Origin of the sequence: Goodfellowiella coeruleoviolacea (genome assembly GCF_024171785.1) — a bacterium.
Lineage (GTDB): Bacteria > Actinomycetota > Actinomycetes > Mycobacteriales > Pseudonocardiaceae > Goodfellowiella > Goodfellowiella coeruleoviolacea.
This window is the reverse complement of the sequence record NZ_JAMTCK010000010.1, coordinates 61,078-82,032: the sequence shown is the minus strand read 5'-3', so window position 1 is coordinate 82,032 and position 20,955 is coordinate 61,078. Positions and strand designations below refer to the sequence as shown.

Genomic DNA, 20,955 nt, shown 5'->3' with positions numbered 1-20,955 from the left:
GCGGTGGTCCAGTCGACCTGGCGGGTGGGGTGGTCGACGTGCAGGGTCGCGGGGACGATGCCGTGGCGCATGGCCAGGATCATTTTGATGATGCCGGCCACGCCGGCGGCGGCTTGGGTGTGGCCGATGTTGGATTTGATGGAGCCGAGTAGCAGGGGGCGGTCGGTGGGGCGGTCGGTGCCGTAGGTGGCCAGTAGTGCCTGTGCTTCGATGGGGTCACCCAGCTTGGTGCCGGTGCCGTGTGCTTCGACGACGTCCACATCGGATGGTGTCAGTCCGGCGTTGGCCAGTGCCGCCCGGATGACCCGCTGCTGGGACGGGCCGTTGGGTGCGGTGAGGCCGTTGGAGGCGCCGTCCTGGTTGACCGCTGAGCCGGCCACGATGGCGAGGATTCGTCGACCGTGGCGGCGGGCGTCGGACAGGCGTTCCAGCACGAGCATGCCCACGCCTTCGCCCCAGCCGGTGCCGTCGGCGGCGTCCGCGAACGACTTGCACCGCCCGTCGGATGCCAGACCACGCTGCCGGGCGAACGCCTCGAACGCGAACGGGGTCGCCATCACCGCCACGCCACCGGCGAGGGCGAGGTCGCATTCGCCGTTGCGCAGGGCTTGTGCGGCCAGGTGCAGGGCGACCAGCGACGACGAACACGCCGTGTCGATCGTGACGGCGGGGCCTTCGAAACCGAGGCTGTAGGAGATCCGGCCGGAGAGCACGCTCGCCGCCGCGCCGGTGAGCGCGTAGTCCTTGCCGTCGTCGCCGGCCGCGTTGACCAGGTTCTCGTAGTCGTGCGCGCCCGCGCCGACGAAGACCCCGGTGCGGCTGCCGCGCAGCGAGTGCGCGTCGATGTGGGCCCGTTCCAGCGCTTCCCACGAGGTTTCGAGGACGAGCCGCTGCTGCGGATCGGTGGCGACGGCCTCGCGCGGCGAGATGCCGAAGAACGCCGCGTCGAAGCCGGCCGCGTCGATGAATCCGCCGACCGGCGCGTGGTCACCCAGTTCGACGCCGGGGTCCCAGCCGCGCTCGGCGGGCAGCGGGCCGATGGCGTCGGTGCCGGCGGCCAGCATGTCCCACAGTTCCTCGGGCGAGTGGGTCGCGCCGGGGAAGTGGCAGGCCATGCCCACGATGACGACCGGGTCACCGGTGGCGACCGCGCCGACCGGGGCTGGCGTGGCGTCCTCGGCCCCGTCGACCAGTTCGAGCACGAAGCGGGCGGCGGCCAGCGGTGTGGGGTGGTCGAAGACGAGCGTGGCGGGCAGGCTCAGCCCGGTCTGCGCGTTGAGCCGGTTGCGCAGGTCGAGGGCGGTCAGCGAGTCGATGCCGAGGTCCTTGAAGGGACGGCTCGGGGTGACGGTGGTTGGGTCCTCGTGCCCGAGTGTGCGCGCGGTGGTCTCCCGGATGATCTCCACGACCGCGCGCTCGCGGTCGCGCCCGGTGCGGCCGGCGAGCCGGTCGCGCAGTGGTGATTCCGCGGTCTCGCGGGCAGTGCTCGCCCGGGTGATGCCGGGGATGGCGTCGAGCAGCGGCCGGTGCCGGGCCGCCGAGTAGAGGTCGGCGAAGACCGGCCAGTCCATGTCGGTGACGGTCACGGTGGTGTCGTCGCAGGCCACGGCCGTGGTGAGGGCCGCGACCGCGGCCGCCGGGTCCATCGGGCGCACGCCCTGGCGCGCCAGCCGGGCCCGCGTGGCGGCGTCGACCATGCCACCGCCGTCCCAGCTGCCCCAGGCCACCGAGGTGGCGGTGTGGCCGCGCGAGCGCCGGCTCGCGGCCAGGCCGTCCAGGTAGGCGTTGCTCGCCGCGTACGCGCTCTGGCCCGCGCCTCCCCAGACCGCCGCGCCGGACGAGAAGAGCACGAACGCGTCGAGTTCGCGGTCGCCGAGCAGTTCGTCGAGGTGTCGGGCGCCGTCGGCCTTGCCGGCGAAGGCCTCGGCCAGGACCTCTCGGGTGGTGGTGGCGATCGGCTCGTTGCGGCTCACGCCGGCCGCGTGCACGACGGCCGTGAGTGGCGGCCCGCTGCGGTCGGTCTCGGCCAGCAGCCCGGCCAGCGAGTCGCGGTCGGCCAGGTCGGCGGCGACGACCTGGACCGCCGTGCCGGTGCCGGCCAGCTCGGCGATCAGTTCTGGTACGCCGTCGGAGGTCGCGCCGCCTCGGCTGACCAGCAGCAGCCGTTCCGCGCCTGCCTCGGCGAGCGTGCGGCTCACCCGCCCGGCGAGACTGCCGGTGCCGCCGGTCACCAGGACCGTGCCGCGCGGTCGCCACGGTCGCGTGGCCGGGCGCGGTCGAGCGGGCACGAGCCGCCGCACGGTCACGCCGGTGTCGCGCACGGCCAGTTCCTGCTCGTTGCCCGGACGGGTGAGCACGGCGCAGAGCAGGTCGAGGCAGCGCCCCGGGGCAGCGGCGGGCAGGTCGATCAGGCCGCCCCAGGCGTGCGGGTGTTCGAGACCGGCCACCCGGCCCAGCCCCCAGATGGCGGCCTGGTCGGGCTGCACCGGGTCGCCGGCGTTGACGGCCACGGCGTTGCGGGTGACGCACCACAGCGGGGCGCTGGCCGCGTCGAGCACGGCCTGGATCGTGGTGAGGGCGTCCGCCGGGCCGGATTCGTCGAGCAGCGCGAGGATTCCGGCGACGGGGCCGGCCGCGCGCACGCGTTCGGCCAGTGCGCTCCGCTCGGCGTCGACGGCGAGCGCGCGGACTTCGGCGCCCGCGGCCTCGATCCGGCCCCGCAGGGCGCTGGTGTCGGCGTCGGTGGGCGCGACCAGCAGCCAGACCCCACCGAGTGCGGGGACGGCTGGCGGCTGCCACGGCCACCACTCGACGTCGTAGCGCCAGGAGCCCGCCGAGGATCGGCCGCGCCAGCCGGCGAGGACTTCGAGGGTGTCCGCCACCGCGGCGTCGGCGGGTCGGCCCAGCGCCGCCGCGAGGGCGGTGACGTCGGCCGCGTCCACGGCCCGCCACAGCTCGGACCCGACCTGGTCGGTGCGGGTGGGTGCCGAGGGCCAGAACCGCTTGCCCTGGAACGGATAGGTGGGCAGGGTGATGGGCTTGCCCTCGGGCCGCAGCACCGACCAGTCGACGGCAACGCCGTGCGCCCACGCCTCGGCGAAGGAGGTGAGCAGCCGTCGCGCCCCGCCCTCGTCGCGCCGCAGCGTGCCGGAGACGTGGGCGGTGAACTCGCCTTCCTCGATGGCGTCGCGGATGGCCGGCACCAGCACGGGGTGGGTGCTGATCTCGGTGAACACGCCGTAGCCGGCGTCCAGCAGCATCCGCACCGTCGGTCCGAAGTGGACGGTTTCGCGGAGGTTGGTGTACCAGTAGTCGGCGGTCAACTCGGTGGTGTCGAGCCGACCAGGCCGAGTCGTCGAGAAGAACGGCACCCGGGCCACCCCAGGCACCACACCCGCCAACACCTCCCGCAACTCCCCCTCCACCACCGCCACCTGCGCCGAATGCGACGCGTAATCCACCTCGACCCGCCGCACCCGCACCCCCCGCCGCACACACTCCCCCACCACCTCACCCAACACCCCAACCTCACCCGCCACCGTCGTCGCCCCCGGCCCGTTCACCGCCGCCACCGACACCCGACCACCCCACGACCCAAGAAGCTCCTCCACCTCCCCCACCGACAACCCCACCGACACCATCCCCCCACCACCCGACAACCGATCCCGAATCACCGCACTGCGCAACGCCACCACCCGCGCACCATCCACAAGCGACAACCCACCCGCCACCACCGCCGCCGCGATCTCCCCCTGGCTGTGCCCGATCACGGCGGCTGGCCGCACGCCCGCGCTGCGCCAGACCTCGGCCAGTGAGACCATCACGGCCCAGGAGACCGGCTGGAGCACGTCGACCCGGTCGAGTGGGCCGTCGAGTTCGGCGGTCAGCTCCCAGTCGACGTGCGGGCGCAGGGCCTCGGCGCACTCGCGCATGCGCGCGGCGAAAACCGGTGAGGTGTCGAGCAGTTCGCGGGCCATGCCCCGCCACTGCGCGCCCTGCCCGGGGAAGACCCAGACGACCCGGGAGTCGCCGTGGGCCACGCCGGTCACGAGGTCGTCGGTGAAGCCGGACAGCGCGGCCGCGGCCGGGGTGGGTTCCTCGGCGAGCAGGACGGCGCGGTGTTCCCAGGCGTGCCGGTCGTCGAGCGCGCGGGCCACGTCGGCCAGGGCAGCGGCCTGCGGTGCGGCGAGCACGCCCGCGATCCGGTCGGCGTGGGCGCGCAGGGCCTGCAGGGACCGGGCCGAGAGCGGCAGCGGGACGATCGGCGAGCGCAGCACGGGCGGCCGGGCCGGCTGTTCGGCGTGGCCGTCGGCCGCCGGGGGCTGCTCGATGATGACGTGGGCGTTGGTGCCGCTGATGCCGAACGAGGACACGCCGGCGCGGCGTGGGCGGCCGGGTTCCCAGGGGCGGTCCGCGTCGAGCAGCCGCACCGCACCGCTCGCCCAGTCCACGTGCGGGGAGGGGTTCTCGGCGTACAGCGAGCGGGGCAGCACGCCGTGCCGCATGGCCTCGACGACCTTGATGACGCCGGCCACGCCCGCGGCGGCCTGGGTGTGGCCGATGTTGCCCTTGACCGAGCCGAGCCAGAGCGGCTCGTGCCGGTCGGCGGCGCCGTAGGTGGCGATCAGCGCCTGCGCCTCGATCGGGTCGCCCAGGGCCGTTCCGGTGCCGTGCGCCTCGACGACGTCCACTTCGGACGGTGCCAGTCCGGCGTCGGCGAGCGCGGCCCGCACCACCCGCTCCTGGGACGGGCCGTTCGGGGCGGTGAGGCCGTTGGACGCGCCGTCGGAGTTGATCGCGCTGCCGCGCACCACGGCGAGCACCGGGTGCCCGTTGCGGCGGGCGTCGCTGAGCCGTTCCAGCACGAGCACGCCGGCGCCCTCGGCCATGCCGAACCCGGCCGCGTCCGCGCTGAACGGCCGGCACCGGCCGTCGGTGGCGAGCGCGCGCTGGCTGGCGAGTTCGCTGAGCGGTTGCGGGGTGGCGAGCACGGTGACACCGCCGGCGAGCGCCAGCGAGCACTCCCCCGTGCGCAGCGACCTGGCGGCCAGGTGCAGGGCCACCAGCGAGGTGGAGCAGGCCGTGTCGACCGAGACGGCCGGTCCTTCCAGCCCGAGTGTGTAGGCGAGGCGGCCGGACGCCACGCTCGCGAGGCTGCCGATGAGCGCGTACCCCTCGGCCTCGCGGACCGCGGCCGGGTCGAGCAGGGTGCTGTAGTCGTGGAAGGACGTGCCGACGAAGACGCCGGTGTCGCTGCCGCGCAGCGTGGCCGGCGCGATGCCGCCGCGCTCGACGGCCTCCCAGGCCACTTCGAGCAGCAGCCGCTGCTGCGGGTCCATGGCCAGGGCCTCGCGCGGGCTGATGCCGAAGAAGTCGGCGTCGAAGCGGTCGGCTCCGGTGAGGAACCCGCCCTGGGTGGTGTAGGTGCTGCCCGGGGTGGCCAGCGTGGGGTCGATCACGGCCGGATCCCAGCCGCGGTCGGCGGGCAGCGGCGTGATGACGTCCCGTCCGCCGGCCACGACGTCCCAGAGCTGTTCGGGCGTGCTCACCTCACCCGGGAAGCGGCAGGCCATGGCCACGATGACGATCGGGTCCCCGGCAGCGCGCGCGGCAACCGGCGGCGCGGTGGTCGGGTCGCCGGCCGCGGGGGGCTGGTCGCTGAGCAGTTCGACGAGCCGGGTGCTCAGCCGGGCCGGGGTCGGGTGGTCGAAGAGGATGGCGGCGGGCAGCGGCACACCGGTCGCGGCCGCCAGGCGGTTGCGCAGCTCGACGGAGGTCAGCGAGTCGAAGCCGATCTCCCGGAACGCCCTGTCCGGGTCGACGCGCCCGGTGCTGGGCAGGCCGAGCACGGTGGCGGCCTGCGCGCGCACGAGGTCGAGCACGGCCTCGGGGCGCTGTGCCTCGGGCAGCCGGGCGAGGCGGTGGGCGAACGTGTCGGCCGTGCCCCCACCGGCCGCGCCCCCACCAGCCGCGCTGACGGCCCGCCGCACCGGGCGGCGGCGCAGGCCGCGGAGCACGGCGGGCGGCTCGGCCACGGAGATGGCGCGCGGGTCGAGGCGCACCGGTGCCAGCACGGGTTCGTCGTGACACAGGGCCGCGTCGAACAGTGCGAGGCCGTCCGCGGCCGGCAGCGGTGTGATGCCGATGCGGCCGAACCGGGCCAGGTCGGCCTCGCCCAGCGCGCCGCCCATGCCGTCGGGCTGCGTCCACAGTCCCCAGGCGAGCGAGGTGGCGGGCAGCCCCTGGGCGCGGCGGGCACGGGCGAGCGCGTCCAGGCTGGCGTTGGCCGCCGCGTAGTTGCCCTGCCCGGCGAGCCCGACCAGGCCCGAGATCGAGGAGAAGAGCACGAACGCGCTGAGGTCGAGACCGGCGGTCAGCTCGTGCAGCGCGATGGCCGCGTCAGTCTTGGCGCGCAGCGCGGTGTCGATGCGCTGTGGGGTGAGGGACTCGACGACGCCGTCGTCGAGCACGCCGGCCACGTGCACGACGGCCGCCGGCGGGTGCTGCGCCAGCACGGCGGCGAGGGGTTCGCGCTCGGCCGCGTCCGCGGCCACGACCGTAGCGCTCGCCCCGAGCGCCGCCAGGTCGGCCAGCAGGGTGGGCACGCCGGGCGCGTGCGGCCCGCGCCGGCTGAGCAGCAGCAGGCGCTTCACGCCGTGCGCCGTGACCAGGTGTCGGGCCAACAGCGCGCCGAGCCCGCCGGTGCCCCCGGTGAGCAGCACCGTGTCGTCCGGCGTGAACCGCGGCGGCGTGGTCGTGACGGGGTTGCCGGCGGGCCGCAACCGGGGAACGGCTGCCGCGCCGTTGCTGACGTGCACCTCGGGCTCGCCGCTGGCCAGCACCGCGGCCAGGTCCACGGCGCCGTCGGCCAGCACCGAGACGAGGCGGCCGGGGTGCTCGGTCTGCGCGGAGCGGACCAGGCCGCGCACGGCCGAGCCGGCCAGGTCGTCGCGGGTGAGCACGGCGGCAACACCCGCACCCGCGAGGTGCTGCCGCAGGGCGGCCAGGGCCGCGTGCGTTGCCTCGTGCACGTCGGGGTGGCCGCGCAGGTCGAGCACGGTGACGTCGGATTCCCCGGCCGGCGGCAGCGCCACGGGCACCGCGTCGACGACGTAGAGGTCCCGGCCGGCGGTGGTCGTCGCCCGCACGGCGCGCGTGCTCAGCGACTCGACGGCGACCACCGGCAGGCCGGCGTCGTCGGTGGCGGTGAGGGCGATGCCGCCGTCGACCGCGGTCAGCCGGACGCGCAGGGTGGTGGCGGCGCGGGCGGCCACGGCCACGCCTGACCAGGCGAACGGCAGCAGCGGACCAGCGCCCGGTTGTCGGGGACCGGCCAGGCCGCTGAGGTCGATGGCGAGCAGCACGGCGTTGAGCAGCGCCGGGTGCAGCAGGTGGGCGGACGCGTCGGTGCGCAGCGCCGGCGGCAGCGACACCTCCGCCCACACCGCGCCGTCCGCGTCGCGCCAGAGGCCGTGCAGCCCGTGCTCGTCGGCGTCGGCGACGTCGAGCGGTGCGGCCGCCGCGGGCGGCCAGGCCGCCGGGCCCGGGACGACCGACGTGGCCTCGGCCGTGAGCACGCCGCTCGCCTGCCGGGTCCAGGTTCCGGTGGCGTCACGGGCCGAGACGGTCAGCTCACGCGCGCCCGAGGCGTCCGGTCCGCCGAGGCGCACCTGGATCGGCACCGGGTGGTCGGCGGTGACGGGCAGCGGGGTGTGCAGGGTCAGTTCGGCCAGCGTGGCCAGCCCGGCGTGTTCGCCCGCGCGCAGGGCCAGCTCGACGAAGACCGTGCCGGGCAGGCTCGCGGTGCCGTCGGCGGTGTGGTCGAGCAGCCAGGGCCGGTCGGTGGCGGACAGCCGGCCGGTGAACAGCAGTTCGTCGGAGTCGGCGAGCGTGACCGGCGCGTCCAGCAGCGGCGCGGCCGGCCAGTAGCGCGTGTCGGCAAAGGGGTACGTGGGCAGTTCGGCGGCCGCGCCCTGGCCGAAGCCGGTCGACCAGCGCACCGCCGCGCCGGTGACGTGGGCGGTGGCCAGTGCCGTCAGCACGGCCTCGGGCTCGGGGCGGTCCGGGCGCAGCGCGGGGATCCAGCCGTCGCCGTCGGCCATCGAGCTGAGCGTGCCGTCGGGGCCGATCTCGATGAAGGTGGTGACCCGGCGGGCCGCGAGCGCCCGCACCGCGTCGTGGAAGAGCACGGCCTCCCGCACGTGCCGCACCCAGTGGGCGGGATCGGTCAGGTCGGCGCCCGGGGTGCCCGAGACGATCTCGACGGTCGGCGGGCGGAAGGTGAGTCCGGTGAGCACGTCGGCGAACGCGTCGAGCATCGGGGCCATCAGCGGCGAGTGGAACGCGTGGCTCACCCGCAGCCGCTTGGCCTTGCCGCCCTGCTCGCGCCAGCGCCGCGCGATCCGCTCGACCGCGTCCTCGGCGCCCGCCACGACCGTGGCGGCCGGGCCGTTGACCGCGGCGATGCCCACCACGTCGGCGTGCTCGGCCACGAGTTCCCGGGCGCGCTCGACCGGCGCGGTCAGCGAGGCCATCGCGCCGCCCGGCGGCAGCTGCTGCATGAGCCGGCCGCGCGCGGCGACCATCGCGCACGCGTCGGCCAGGTCGAGCACGCCCGCCACGTGCGCGGCCCCGATCTCGCCGATCGAGTGCCCAGCGAGGTAGTCCGGGGTGAGGCCCCACGAGGTGACCAGCCGGTAGAGGGCCACCTGCACGGCGAACAGGGCGGGCTGGGTGAACTCGGTGCGGTCCAGCGCGGCCTCGTCGGCGAAGACGACCTCGCGCAGCGGCCGGGGCAGCAGGCCGTCGAAGGCCGCGCAGACCTCGTCGAAGGCGGCCGCGAACACCGGGTAGGTGGCGTGCAGTTCGCGGCCCATGCCGACGCGCTGGCTGCCCTGCCCGGAGAAGACGAACCCGACGCGGCCGGCGCGGGCCGTGCCGGTGATCGGGCCGGGTGCGCCCGCCGCGAGCGCGCGGACGCCGTCGAGGTGGTCACCGAGGATCACGGCGCGGTGCTCGAAGTCGGTCGTGCGGGCCGTGGCGAGGGCGCGGCCGACCGCGACCGGGTCGTGTCGCGGTGCGGCGGCCAGCCCCTGGGCGAGCGCGCGCAGCGCCTCGGGCGTGCGGGCGGAGAGCACCCAGGGCAGCGGCCCGGCCGGGGCGGCCGCGTCGGGTGCCCGCACCGCGTCCGGGGCCTGCTCGATGATGACGTGCGCGTTGGTCCCGCTGATGCCGAACGAGGACACCCCGGCCCGCCGCGGGTGGTCGGTGGCGGGCCACGGCCTGGTCCGGGAGGCGAGCCGCGCGGCCCCGCTCTCCCAGTCGATGCGGCTGGAGGGCTGGTCGGCGTGCAGGGTGCGCGGCACGACGCCGTGGCCGAGCGCCAGCACCGTCTTGATCACACCCGCCACGCCGGCCGCGGCCTGGGTGTGGCCGATGTTCGACTTCGCCGAGCCGAACCAGAGCGGCTGCTCGCCGCGCCGGCCGGTGCCGTAGGTGCGCAGCAGGGCCTCGGCCTCGATCGGGTCGCCGAGCCGGGTGCCGGTGCCGTGCGCCTCGACCACGTCCACGTCGGCCGGGCTCAGTCCCGATCGGGTCAGCGCCTCGCGGATCACCCGCTGCTGGGCCGGGCCGTTGGGCGCGGTGAGCCCGTTGGAGGCGCCGTCGGAGTTCACCGCCGTGCCGCGCACCAGCGCCAGCACGGGGTGGCCGTTGCGCCGGGCGTCGGAGAGCCGTTCGAGCACGAGCACGCCCGCGCCCTCGCTCCACCCGGTGCCGTTGGCGTCCTCGGCGAAGGAGCGGCACCGGCCGTCGGGTGAGAGGCCGTTCTGGCGGCTGAACTCCACGAAGACGCCGGGGGTGGCGAGCACGGTCGCGCCGCCGGCGATGGCCAGCGAGCACTCCCCCGCGCGCAGCGACTGGGCGGCGAGGTGCAGGGCCACCAGCGACGACGAGCAGGCCGTGTCCACGGTGACCGCGGGGCCGTGCAGGCCGTAGGTGTAGGCGAGCCGTCCCGAGGCCACGCTGCCGGCGGTGCCGGTGAGCGCGTAGCCCTCGACCGGGGAGTCCGTGGTGTCGAGCCGGGCCGCGTAGTCGTGGTACATGACGCCCACGAACACGCCGGTGTCGGAGCCGCGCAGGCTGGCGGGGACGATGCCGGCGCGTTCGAGCGCCTCCCACGAGGTCTCCAGCAGCAGCCGCTGCTGCGGGTCCATGGCCACGGCCTCGCGCGGTGAGATGCCGAAGAAGGCGGCGTCGAAGCGGGCCGCGTCGACGAACCCACCTCGGGTCGTCGCGCTCGCGCTCGCGTCGGGCAGGTCCCAGCCGCGGTCGCCGGGGAAGTCGCTGGTGGCGTCCTGTTCGCCGACGAGCAGTTCCCAGAACGCCTCGGGGGTGTTCGCGCCGCCGGGCAGCCGGCAGCTCATGGCGACGATGGCGATCGGCTCGTCAGCCGCCCCCGGCTGGTCGGCCGCGGCCGGCGCCGCGGCGGGCTGGGTCGGCGGTGCCGCGGTCAGCTCGCGCAGGTGGGCCGCGAGCGCGACCGGCGTCGGGTGGTCGAAGAGCAGCGAGGTGGGCAGTCGCAGACCGGTGGCGGCGGCCAGCCGGTTGCGCAGCTCCACCGACGTGTGCGACTCCAGCCCCTGGTCGCGGAAGGTGGCGGCCGGGTCGACGGCGGCCGGGTCGGCGTGGCCGAGCACGGTGGCGGCCTGGCCGAGCACGAGGTCCAGCAGGTCGTGCGGGACGGCGGCCGGCGCGGTGGCCGGCGCTGTCCGCGGTGTTGCCGGGCCGGCCGGCAGCGGTGTGGGGCCGTCGCCGTCGGCCAGCCAGTGCCGGTGGCGGTCGAAGGCGTACGTCGGGAGCTTCACCCGCTGGGCGCCGGTGCCGGCGTACGCGGCCGTCCAGTCCACCCCCACCCCGCGCACGTGCAGGGCAGCGGCCGAGCTGAGGAAGCGGTCCAGGCCGCCGTGGTCGCGGCTGAGCGTGCCGGTGACGGCCAGGTCGTCGCCGGCCTGGTCCAGCGCGAGGGTCAGCACCGGGTGGGGGCTCACCTCGACGAAGACGCGGTGGCCCGCCTCGACGAGCGCGGCCGTGACCGGTCCGAACAGGACGGTCGAGCGCAGGTTGCGGTACCAGTAGGCGGCGCCGAGTGCGCGGCCGTCGATGTGCTCACCGGTGACCGTGGAGTGCAGCGGGATCTCGCCCTCGGTCGGCGCCAGGCCGGCGAGCGCGGCGGTGAGCCGTTCCTCCAGCTGCTCGACCACCCCGGAGTGCGAGGCGTAGCCCACGGGCACCGTGCGGGTGCGCCAGCCGCGCTCCTCGCAGCCGGCCCGCAGCCGCGCGAGCGGCGCCAGCGGACCGCTCACCACGGTCTGGCCGGGACTGTTGAGCACGGCCACGGACAGCTCGTCGCCGAGCAGGGGCCGCACGTCGGCCACGGGGACGGCGATCGAGAGCATGCCGCCGATGCCGGCCAGCTCGCGCAGCATCCGGGAGCGCCGGGCCACCACCGTGGCGCCGTCGGCGAGGGAGAGGATGCCGGCCGCGCAGGCCGCCGCGATCTCGCCCTGGCTGTGCCCGACGACCGCGGCCGGGCGCACGCCGTAGGAGCGCCACAGCTCGACGAGCGAGACCATGACGGCCCACAGCGCGGGCTGCACCACGTCGTCGCGGCTCATGGCCTCGGCGTCGGAGAGCACGTCGCGCAGCGACCAGTCGACGTGCGGCGCGAGCGCCTGGGCGCAGCGCTGCATCGCCTCGGCGAAGACCGGCTCGGTGTCCCACAGCCGCACGCCCATGCCGACCCACTGCGAGCCCTGGCCGGGGAAGACGAAGACGGGCTCGCCCGCGTGGTCGGCCACGCCGCGCACGGCCGTGGCGAGGTCGTCGCCCAGCAGCACGGCGCGGTGCGCGAAGTGCGTGCGCGTGGTGGCCAGCGAGAACCCCACGTCGGTCCGGTCCGCGCCGGTGGCGAGCAGCGCGCGCAGCCGGTCGGCCTGACCGTCCAGTGCCTCGGGGGTGCGCGCGGAGAGCAGCAGGGGGATCGCGGTCGCCCGCCGGGTGGTCGGCTCCGCGGCCGGTGCCTCGACGGCGGGCGGCTGGGTGAGGACGACGTGGCAGTTGGTGCCGCCCATGCCGAACGAGCTGACGCCGGCCACCAGCGGCGCCGACGGGTTCGGCCACCCGTCCGTGGTGGTCTGCACGCGCAGACGCAGCCCGTCGAGGTCGATGCGCGGGTTGGGGGTGCGGAAGTGCAGGCTGGCCGGGATGCGGCCGTGCCGGATCGCGAGCACGGCCTTGAGCAGGCCCACGATGCCGCCGGCGCCTTCCAGGTGGCCGATGTTCGTCTTGACCGAGCCGACCACCAGGGGATCACCGGCCGCGCGGCCCGGCGCGAAGACCTCGCCCAGTGCGGCGGCCTCGACCGGGTCGCCCACCGGGGTTCCACTGCCGTGCAGCTCGACGTACTGCACCTCGGTGGAGTCCACTTCGGACGCCGTGTGCGCGGCGCGCAGCACCGCGGCCTGGGCGGCGCGGCTCGGCGCGGTGAGCGTGTCGGTGGACCCGTCGTTGTTGACCGCGCTGCCTCGGATCACCGCGTACACGTCATCGCCGTCGGCGAGGGCCCGGTCCAGCGGCTTGAGCAGCACGACCGCGCCGCCCTCGCCGCGCACGTAGCCGTCGGCCGACTCGTCGAAGGTGGCGCAGCGGCCGCTGGGTGAGAGGCCGCCGAAGCGGGCGCCGGCCACCGCGGAGTGCGGCGCCAGGTTGAGGTTGACGCCGCCCGCCACCGCGGTGGCGCACTCGCCCCGGCGCAGGCTCTCGATCGCCAGGTGCACGGCGACCAGTGACGACGACTGGGCCGTGTCCACGGTGAGGCTCGGCCCGGTCAGGCCCAGCGCGTAGGACACGCGGTTGGCGATGATGCCGCGCTGCACGCCGGTGTTGCTGTGCGGGGTGATGGCCGACAGCCCGCGCCGGTGCAGCAGGGTGGCGTAGTCGTCGCGGATGGCGCCCACGAAGACGCCGACCCGGTCGCCGCGCACGTCGGCGGGCCGGATGCCGGCGTCCTCGAAGACCTCCCACGCCATTTCCAGCATCAGCCGCTGCTGCGGGTCGGTGGCGGCGGCCTCGCGCGGCGAGATGCCGAAGAAGGCCGCGTCGAACCGGTCGACCTGGTCGAGGTAGCCGCCGCGGCCGGTGCCGGCCGGCCGGCCACCGTCCGGGTCCGGCTCACGATCCCAGCGCTGCTCGGGTGTGTCGGTGACGGCGTCGACGCCGTCGCGCAGCAGCGCCCAGAACGCGTCCGGTCCGTCCGCACCGGGCAACCGGCAGGCCAGGCCGATCACGGCGATCGCGCCGTCATGTCCCTCTGCAGCTGTGGGCATCGCCAGTCCCGTTCGTGTCGCGCGGCAGCTCAGGCTTCGGGGTGGGTGATCCGGTAGCACTCGATGATGTCCAGCTGCTTCCAGTCGTCGCCCTCCCGCACGAAGCCCTCCTTGCGGTAGTGGTCGGCGGACACGACGACGAAGCGCTCGTTGAAGACGAACTTCTTGCCGAACGCGGAGTACTCGCCGACGAAGTTGAGGTAGCCGTCCTCCCAGCCCTGGCAGCGGGTCGAACCGTGGTTGCCCCAGTCGTCGTAGTAGGTGGTGAAGAAGACCTGGTCGGTGGCGTCCCAGCCGAACGTCCAGCGGCTGTGGATGTCCGGGCCGGGCGTGTCCTGCAGCATCTCGTAGACGTGGCCGCCCATCGCCGGTTCGGTGGTCCAGTACGAGACGCCGGATCGCGGTGGGACGAGGGTGATCTCCACGTACTCGGCGCGGAACGCGCCGAGCAGGAAGTCGAGCTGGTGCAGCTCCTCGGCCGGTTTCGGCACGAACGCGGCCGGCGCGTCCGCCGCCTCGCCGCCGGCGGCGAACTCCTCGGGTGCAACGGATTCGTCGGTGGTCAACAGGTGCTCCTTTGTGGACGAAACTCAACAGCTGTGCGGGCCGGCACCGGTCCGGTGGTCCAGCCGTGTCCGTGCGACCGGCCGGTCAGCGTGGCGCGGCCGGATCGGTGGCTGTCGCCGAAGCCGTTACCGTGCCGGTTACCGGGACTCCCGGAACCGGTTGAGCTGTGGCAGGACGCGGGCGCGCAGGGCGTGGTCGCGGACGCCGAGCCCCTCGCGGGGCGCGAGCCCCAGCACGCCGACCTTGCCGCTGTGCGCGTTGCGGTGCACGGCGTCGGCGGCCAGGCCGGCCTCGGCGAGCGGGAAGACCCGCGACAGCGTGGGGTGGACCATGCCTCGGCTGATGAGCCGGTTGGCCTCCCAGGCTTCGCGGTAGTTGGCGAAGTGCGTCCCGATGATGCGCTTGAGGTTCATCCACAGGTAGCGGTTGTCGAACCGGTGCTCGTAGCCGGAGGTGGAGGCGCAGGTGACGATGGTGCCGCCGCGCCGGGCCACGTACACGCTCGCGCCGAAGGTCTCCCGGCCCGGGTGCTCGAAGACGATGTCGGGGTCGTCCCCACCGGTCAGCTCGCGGATGTGACTGCCGAAGCGCCGCCACTCGCGGGGATCGGGCGTGTCGGGGTCCTTCCAGAAGCGGTACCCCTCGGCCGAGCGGTCGATGACGAGTTCGGCGCCTATGGAGCGGACCAGGTCGGCCTTGTGCGGACTGGACACCACGCACACCGGGACGCCACCACCGTTGAGCACGAGCTGGGTGGCGTACGAGCCGAGGCCGCCGGCCGCACCCCAGATGAGCACCACGTCGCCCTGCTTCATGTCGGCGCCGTTGCGCGACACCAGCTGCCGGTAGGCGGTCGAGTTGACCAGCTGCGAGGCGGCCGCCTCCTCCCAGGTGAGGTGCTCCGGCTTGGGCATCAGCTGGTTCGCCTTGACCAGGGCCAGCTCGGCCAGGCCGCCGTAGTTGGTTTCGTATCCCCAGATCCGCTGGTCGGAGTCGAGCATCGTGTCGTTGTGCCCGTCGGGTGAGGCCAGCTCGACGGAGAGGCAGTGGGCGACGACCCGGGCGCCCGGCGGGAACCCGCGCACGCCCGGCCCGGTCCGCAGCACGACGCCGGACAGGTCGGAGCCGAGCACGTGGAACGGCTGGTCGTGGTGGGCCGCCTCGGGCACGTCGCGGGCGTACCGGGAGAGGAACCCGAACGTGGGTTTGGGCTCGAACAGCGCGCTCCACACGGTGTTGTAGTTGATGCTGCTGGCCATCACGGCCACCAGCACCTCACCCGGCCCCGGCTGCGGCGTGGCCACCTGCCGCAGGTGCAGCGACTTGGCCGGGCTGCGCTCCTGCGGTGCGACGCCGACGAACATCTCGGTCTCGTCGGCCAGCACACCGACACCCCGGTAGTGGTCCGGGATCGCCACGTTCGCGAAGTCATCAGGTCCGGCGTCGTCAGACGTGATCACCTCGAACAGTTGCTCCACCGAAGTCTCCCTGGGGCCGGGTCCGACACGATCCGGGCGCGCACCACCGGGGGCGCGACACCGTCGTAGGGCGAGATCCGGGCCAGGCTAGCTACGGCCGAGCCCCCTACCTCAACCCCCTAACCAGCCGCGACGATCCCCAAGTCGGGTGCGCGTGCCGCTGCCGGATGTCGTTGTGGCGCAAGGGTGAACGCGGTCACGGGGGTCGGCCGCCGCCCAGCCACCGCCTCCGGTGCCGAACCACCGCAGTCCGGCCGGGGCCGACCCCCGGCTCTCCGGCCCGCCACCCCCTGTCCTGACGCCGTCTCGTTGTCGGTGCGGCTGGGGGCACATACGGTCGCCCTATCCTCCGTGTCCGCGTTTCCCGCGCGGCGGGATCGCGACGATCGGCGAGAATGAGCAGGTTGGAAATGGTGGCCCACAAATTCACGCTGGTGCTCAGCCGTGACGTTACCGACGACGAACTGACGATGCTGCGGGAGGCCGGGCCGGGCGAGGTCACGGCCTCGACCACGAAGCTGCCCACCAACCCGGACGTGAAGGTCAGACAACTCGACTTCGACACCGAGGGCGAATCCCTGGCAGCGGTGCTCAAGGCGGCGCTCGAAGCGGTCCGGACAGTGCCCGATCTCAGTGTTTCCAGCCTGTCGGTGCCGGCGCGCGAACCCGACGGCGAGGCGACCGGCGGCACGCAGCGGTCCGCGGACGAGCCTGCGGTCGTGGGTGGGCGATGACAGCGACGACACACTCCGAGGCGGTCCTGCCGGACGGCCCGTCCAGCCCGCGCCTGGTGCAGGCGCTGAGCCTGGCCACGTCGCGCCGGGGCACCATGCGGCGACTGCGGGACCGGTACGGTTCGGCGTTCACCATCGACTCGCTGGTCCTGGGCCGGATGGTGCTGCTCGCCGATCCCGCCGAGGTCCGGGAGTTGTTCCAGGCCGGGCCCGAGGTGGTGGACGCACCGCCCGACAACAACCTGGGCTACGCGCTGGGGCCGGGGTCGCTGTTCGTGCTCACCGGCGAGGAGCACCGGCGGCAGCGCAAGCTGCTCACCCCGCCGTTCCACGGGCGCCGGCTGCGCGCGCACGAGTCGGTGATCGAGCAGGAGACCGAGCGGGAGACCGCCTCCTGGCCGGAAGGCAAGGCGTTCCCCGTTCTGCCCGCGACCATGCGCATCAGCCTGAACGTCATCCTCCGGGCCGTGTTCGGTGTCGAGGGCGCCGAACTGGACGAGCTGCGCGCGCTGCTCCCGCCCATGCTCAAGCTCGGCGCGTTCCTGGCCGCGATGCCCGCGGCACGGGTGGACCTGCGCGGGCACGGACCGGGCGCGCGGTTCAAGCGCTACCGGCAGCGGTACGACGCGATCATCGACCGGCTCATCAGCCGGGCGGCCGCCGACCCGCGCCTGGACGACCGCGACGACGTGCTCGCCGCACTCGTCCAGTCCCGCTACGACGACGGCTCGGCCATGCGCCACAGCGAGATCGCCGACCAGTTGCTGACGCTGCTGGCCGCCGGGCACGAGAACACCGCCAGGACGCTCGCGTGGGCGGTCGAGCGGATCCGCCGGCACCCCGACCTGCTGCGCCGGCTCGTCGCCGAGGTCGACGCCGGCGGGAGCGAACTCCGCGACGCCACCATCATGGAGGTGCAGCGGGTCCGTCCGGTCGTGGACATGACCGCGCGCCAGGTGCGCGCGGAGACGCTGCGCATCGGCCGCTGGACGCTGCCCAGGGGCACCATCGTGGCGGCGTGCATCACCCTGCTGCACGAGGACGAGAAGCACTTCCCCCGCCCCGACGTCTTCGACCCGGACCGGTTCGTGGGCCGGCGCAACGAGTTCAGCTGGATCCCGTTCGGCGGCGGTGCGCGCCGGTGCATCGGCGCCGCCTTCGCCGCCATGGAGATGAGCGTGGTGCTGCGCACCCTGTTGCGCGACTTCACCCTCGTGCCGACGACTGATCCGGGGGAGCGCTTTCCCGACAGCGGCATCGTGGTGACCCCGGCCAAGGGCGGCCTGACCGTGGTCCACCGCCGACGCTGACGGCCTGGCCTGCCTCGACGCGCCTGGTGCCCGTTCCCGACCGCCGGGAGCGGGCACCGGCGTCTTCGCCTCTGGGCCCGCGGCATCCGGCAGCGGGTGGTGGGGAGCAGCGGCGCGGTTCCCGGTCCCGCGGGGCAGCGCCGGGGTGACAGGCCGCAGCACCGCACCCCGGCGCGTGGCCTGGCGGACCAGGTGCGCGCGCCGGGGTGCGGGAGGGCAACGGCCGCGGCCTGGTGAGCGCTTTCCGTTGCGGGGCTCGGCTAGTGGTAGTCGTAGAACCCGCGGCCGCTCTTGCGGCCGAGCAACCCGGCGTCAACCATCCGGGCCAGCAGCGGGGGCGGGGCGTACAGCGGTTCGCGGTACTCGTCGTAGAGGGCGTTCGCGATCGAGGCGATGGTGTCGAGACCGATCAGGTCGATCAGGCTCAGCGGCCCCATCGGGTGCGCGCAGCCCTGGGTCATGCCGCGGTCGACCTCCTGCGCGGTGGCGAAGCCGGACTCCACCATCCGCACGGCGGCGAGCAGGTACGGCACCAGCAGCGCGTTGACCACGAACCCGGCCCGGTCCTTCGACTGCACGATCTCCTTGCCGAGCCCGGTCACGAACGCGCGGGCGGACTCGGTGGTGCTCGCCGCGGTGAGCAGCGAGGGGATGATCTCCACCAGCGGCAGCACCGGCACCGGGTTGAAGAAGTGCACGCCGACCACCCGGTGCGGGCGGGTGGTGGCGGTGGCGAGCCGGATCACGGGGATCGCCGAGGTGGTGGACGCCAGCACGGCATCCTCGTCCTCGACGACCTTGTCGATGACGGCGAACAAGTCCCTCTTGAGCACCTCGTCCTCGCGGACGGCTTCCAGCACGAACTGCCGGTCGGCCAGCTCACCGAGTTCGGTGCCGAAGGACACCCGCGCCGCCGCCGCGCGGGCGTCGGCCTCGGTCAGCTTCTGCTTGGCGACAGCCTTGTCCAGTGCCCGGCGCAGGCGGTCGCGGTCGCGGTCCAGTGCGGCGGGGCCGGAGACGATGACGCGGACGTCGTGCCCGCGCACCGCGCAGACCTCGGCGAAGCCGCGTCCCATCAGCCCGGCGCCGACGACGCCCACGCGCAGTTCTGCCACGGCACTCATCGGGCGCACCACCTCAGGACGCAGGTGCCGAGCGACATGCCTCCGCCGAACCCGGCGAGCACCACCACGTCGCCGTCGGCCAGGGCGCCGGAGCTGTAGGCGTCGTCGAGCGCGATGGGGACGGAGGCACTGCCGACATTGCCGTACCGTTCGAGCGTGTAGTGGGTTCGCGCGTGCTGCAGTCCGACCTTCTCCACGAGTTGGCGCAGCAGCACCCCGTTGGCCTGGTGCGGGACGAAGTGGTCGACGTCGCCCAGCTTCAACCCGGCCCGCAGCAGCAGGTCGTGCACTGCCGGTGGCACGGTCTCCATCACGAAGTCGCGGACGCCACGGCCGTTCATCCGGAAGTAGTGCCCGCCCTGCGCGACGGTCTCGGCGGTGGTGGGCTTGCGGCTGCCACCCGCCTCGACCCGGATCAGGTCCTGCGCGTCCCCCCGGCTGGCCAGGCCGACCTCGACGATCCCGTACGGTGCCTCGACCGCCCCGAACACCGCCGCACCCGCACCGTCGCCGAGCAGAACGGCGGTGGACCGGTCGTCGTAGTCCAGGATCCGCGAGTAGACGTCGGCGCCGACCACGAGGACCCGGGCCTGCGGGCGCACCGCGATCAGCGAGCGGGCCAGTGCCGCGCCGTAGACGAAGCCGGCGCACACCACGTTGATGTCGAAGCACGCGGCACTGGTCGCGCCGAGCTGGTGCTGCACCAGGCAGGACGTGGGCGGCTGCGGGGAGTCGCCGGTCGAGGTGGCCACGATGATGTAGTCCAGGTCGGCCGGGCCGAGGCCGGCCCGCGCCAGGGCCTGCCGGCCGGCCGCCGCGGCCAGGTCGGAGGTTGCCTCGTGCTCGGCCGCGTAGCGGCGGCCTTCGATGCGGGTGCGCTCGGTGATCCAGTGCGCCTCGGCGCGCGGCACCCGGCGTTCGATCTCGGCGTTGTCAACGACGCGGTCGGGCAGGTAGGAGCCGGTGCCGAGCACGCCGACGGTGGGCAGTGCGGTGCTTGTCATCACGCCTCAGACATTCGGCCAGGTCGCGGGGGCGAGCGGGGCGGTGCCGGCGATTCCCAGTCGGGCCCGCAGGTCGGGATCGGTGACGCCGAGACCTGGCGACGGGGCCAGGCACAGGACGCCGACCTTGCCGGTGTGTCCGTTGGTCTGCACCGTGCGGGCGGCCTCACCCACCTCGGCGAGGGGGTACAGCTCGGTCAGCGCGGAAGCGATCCGGCCCTGTCCGATGAGCCGGTTGACCTCCCACTGCTCCTGCAGGTTCGCCACGTGGCTGCCGATCACCCGCTTCAGCTTCATCCACAGGTACCGGTTGTCGAACTCGTGGCGGTAGCCGGTGCTGGACCCGCACGTGACGACCGCGCCGCCGCGCCGCACGACGAAGAGCGAGACACCGAACGTGGCCCGGCCGACGTGTTCGAAGACGATGTGCGGGTCCTCCCCGGTCTCGCGGCGGATGATCCGGCCCAGCCGCTTGCCGACCTCCAGCACCCGGTCGGGATCATCGGCGACGGTGTCGTCCAGACCGATCTCGCGCCGGTCGACGACCACGTGGCAGCCGAGCTTGCGCACGGCCTCGGCCTTGGCGTCCGAACCGACCACGCCGACCGCGATCCCGCCGCCGTTGCGGACGAACTGGACGGCGTAGGTGCCGAGGCCGCCGGCGGCGCCCCAGACCAGCACCACGTCGCCCTGCTTCATGCGGGCGCCGTGCTCACCGACCAGCATCCGGTACGCGGTACCCGCGCAGAGCGTGTTGCAGGCCGCTTCCTCCCAGGTGAGCTGGGCTGGCTTGGGGATGAGCTGGCTGGCCCGCACCACGCTGTAGTGCGCCAGGCCACCGAAGTTCGTCTCGAAGCCCCACGCCAACTGCTCGGCGCCGAGCATCCCGTCGTTGTGGGTGGCCGGTTCCTGGTCGTCGACGTACGCCGGGCTCACCACGACGTGGTCACCGATCCGCCACCGCCGCACCCCACTGCCGACCCGGACCACCACGCCGGCGCCGTCCGAGCCGACCACCTGGTACGGCAGGTCGTGACGCGTCGCCCAGCCCCCGGACCGCGCAAAGCGCTTGAGGAACTGGAACGTGGGGATCGGCTCGAACATCGCCGACCAGACCGTGTTGTAGTTGACGGCACTGGCCATCACCGCGACCAGCACCTCGTCCGGGGCGAGTTCGGGCATCGCCACCTCGCCGACCCGCAGTGACTTGCGGACGTCCTTGTCGGCGACGCCGGTGAACATCTCGGCGTCCTCGGCGCGCAGGTGCGCGGCGACGAAGCCGGCCGGCGGGCCGAGCCTGGCCAGTTCCTCTGCGGGAGCGCCCGCGATGACCGCTTCCGACAGTGAATCCAT

General features: G+C 74.3%; 8 protein-coding genes. 2 read left to right on the top strand and 6 right to left on the bottom strand.

What is annotated here, in order from left to right; genetic code table 11:
* From LX83_RS21740 to ccrA (LX83_RS21730), 3 genes are all read right to left on the bottom strand, one after another.
* Nucleotides 1–13,385 (bottom strand): type I polyketide synthase (locus LX83_RS21740; protein ID WP_253774310.1); only part of this gene is annotated, 13,385 nt, incomplete at its 3' end.
* Between the two features lie 29 nt (nucleotides 13,386–13,414).
* Entirely contained in the window at nucleotides 13,415–13,951 is a 537-nt protein-coding gene (locus LX83_RS21735) for a hypothetical protein (protein ID WP_253774308.1), read from the bottom strand.
* A gap of 138 nt (nucleotides 13,952–14,089) precedes the next feature.
* Complete coding sequence (gene ccrA / locus LX83_RS21730; RefSeq protein WP_253774305.1) at nucleotides 14,090–15,430, bottom strand: crotonyl-CoA carboxylase/reductase; 1,341 nt, start codon at nucleotides 15,428–15,430, stop codon at nucleotides 14,090–14,092.
* A 395-nt stretch (nucleotides 15,431–15,825) separates the two neighbouring features.
* On the opposite strand from ccrA (LX83_RS21730), the gene LX83_RS21725 reads away from it, so the two are divergent.
* On the top strand, nucleotides 15,826–16,164 hold the full coding sequence (locus LX83_RS21725; RefSeq protein ID WP_253774303.1) for a hypothetical protein: 339 nt from the start codon (nucleotides 15,826–15,828) through the stop codon (nucleotides 16,162–16,164).
* The gene (locus LX83_RS21720; protein WP_253774300.1) at nucleotides 16,161–17,474 is read left to right on the top strand and encodes a cytochrome P450; all 1,314 of its coding nucleotides are present in this window, start codon (nucleotides 16,161–16,163) and stop codon (nucleotides 17,472–17,474) included. Before LX83_RS21725 ends, LX83_RS21720 begins: the two co-directional genes overlap by 4 nt.
* A 260-nt stretch (nucleotides 17,475–17,734) precedes the next feature.
* Here the strand turns inward: LX83_RS21720 and LX83_RS21715 are convergent, their stop codons facing one another.
* The 3 genes from LX83_RS21715 to ccrA (LX83_RS21705) are packed head-to-tail and all read right to left on the bottom strand — an operon-like array spanning nucleotide 17,735 to nucleotide 20,955.
* Entirely contained in the window at nucleotides 17,735–18,598 is an 864-nt protein-coding gene (locus LX83_RS21715; protein ID WP_253774297.1) for a 3-hydroxybutyryl-CoA dehydrogenase, read from the bottom strand.
* On the bottom strand, nucleotides 18,595–19,602 hold the full coding sequence (locus tag LX83_RS21710; RefSeq protein ID WP_253774295.1) for a 3-oxoacyl-ACP synthase III family protein: 1,008 nt from the start codon (nucleotides 19,600–19,602) through the stop codon (nucleotides 18,595–18,597). Before LX83_RS21710 ends, LX83_RS21715 begins: the two co-directional genes overlap by 4 nt.
* A gap of 6 nt (nucleotides 19,603–19,608) precedes the next feature.
* The gene (ccrA, locus tag LX83_RS21705; protein ID WP_253774292.1) at nucleotides 19,609–20,955 is read right to left on the bottom strand and encodes a crotonyl-CoA carboxylase/reductase; all 1,347 of its coding nucleotides are present in this window, start codon (nucleotides 20,953–20,955) and stop codon (nucleotides 19,609–19,611) included.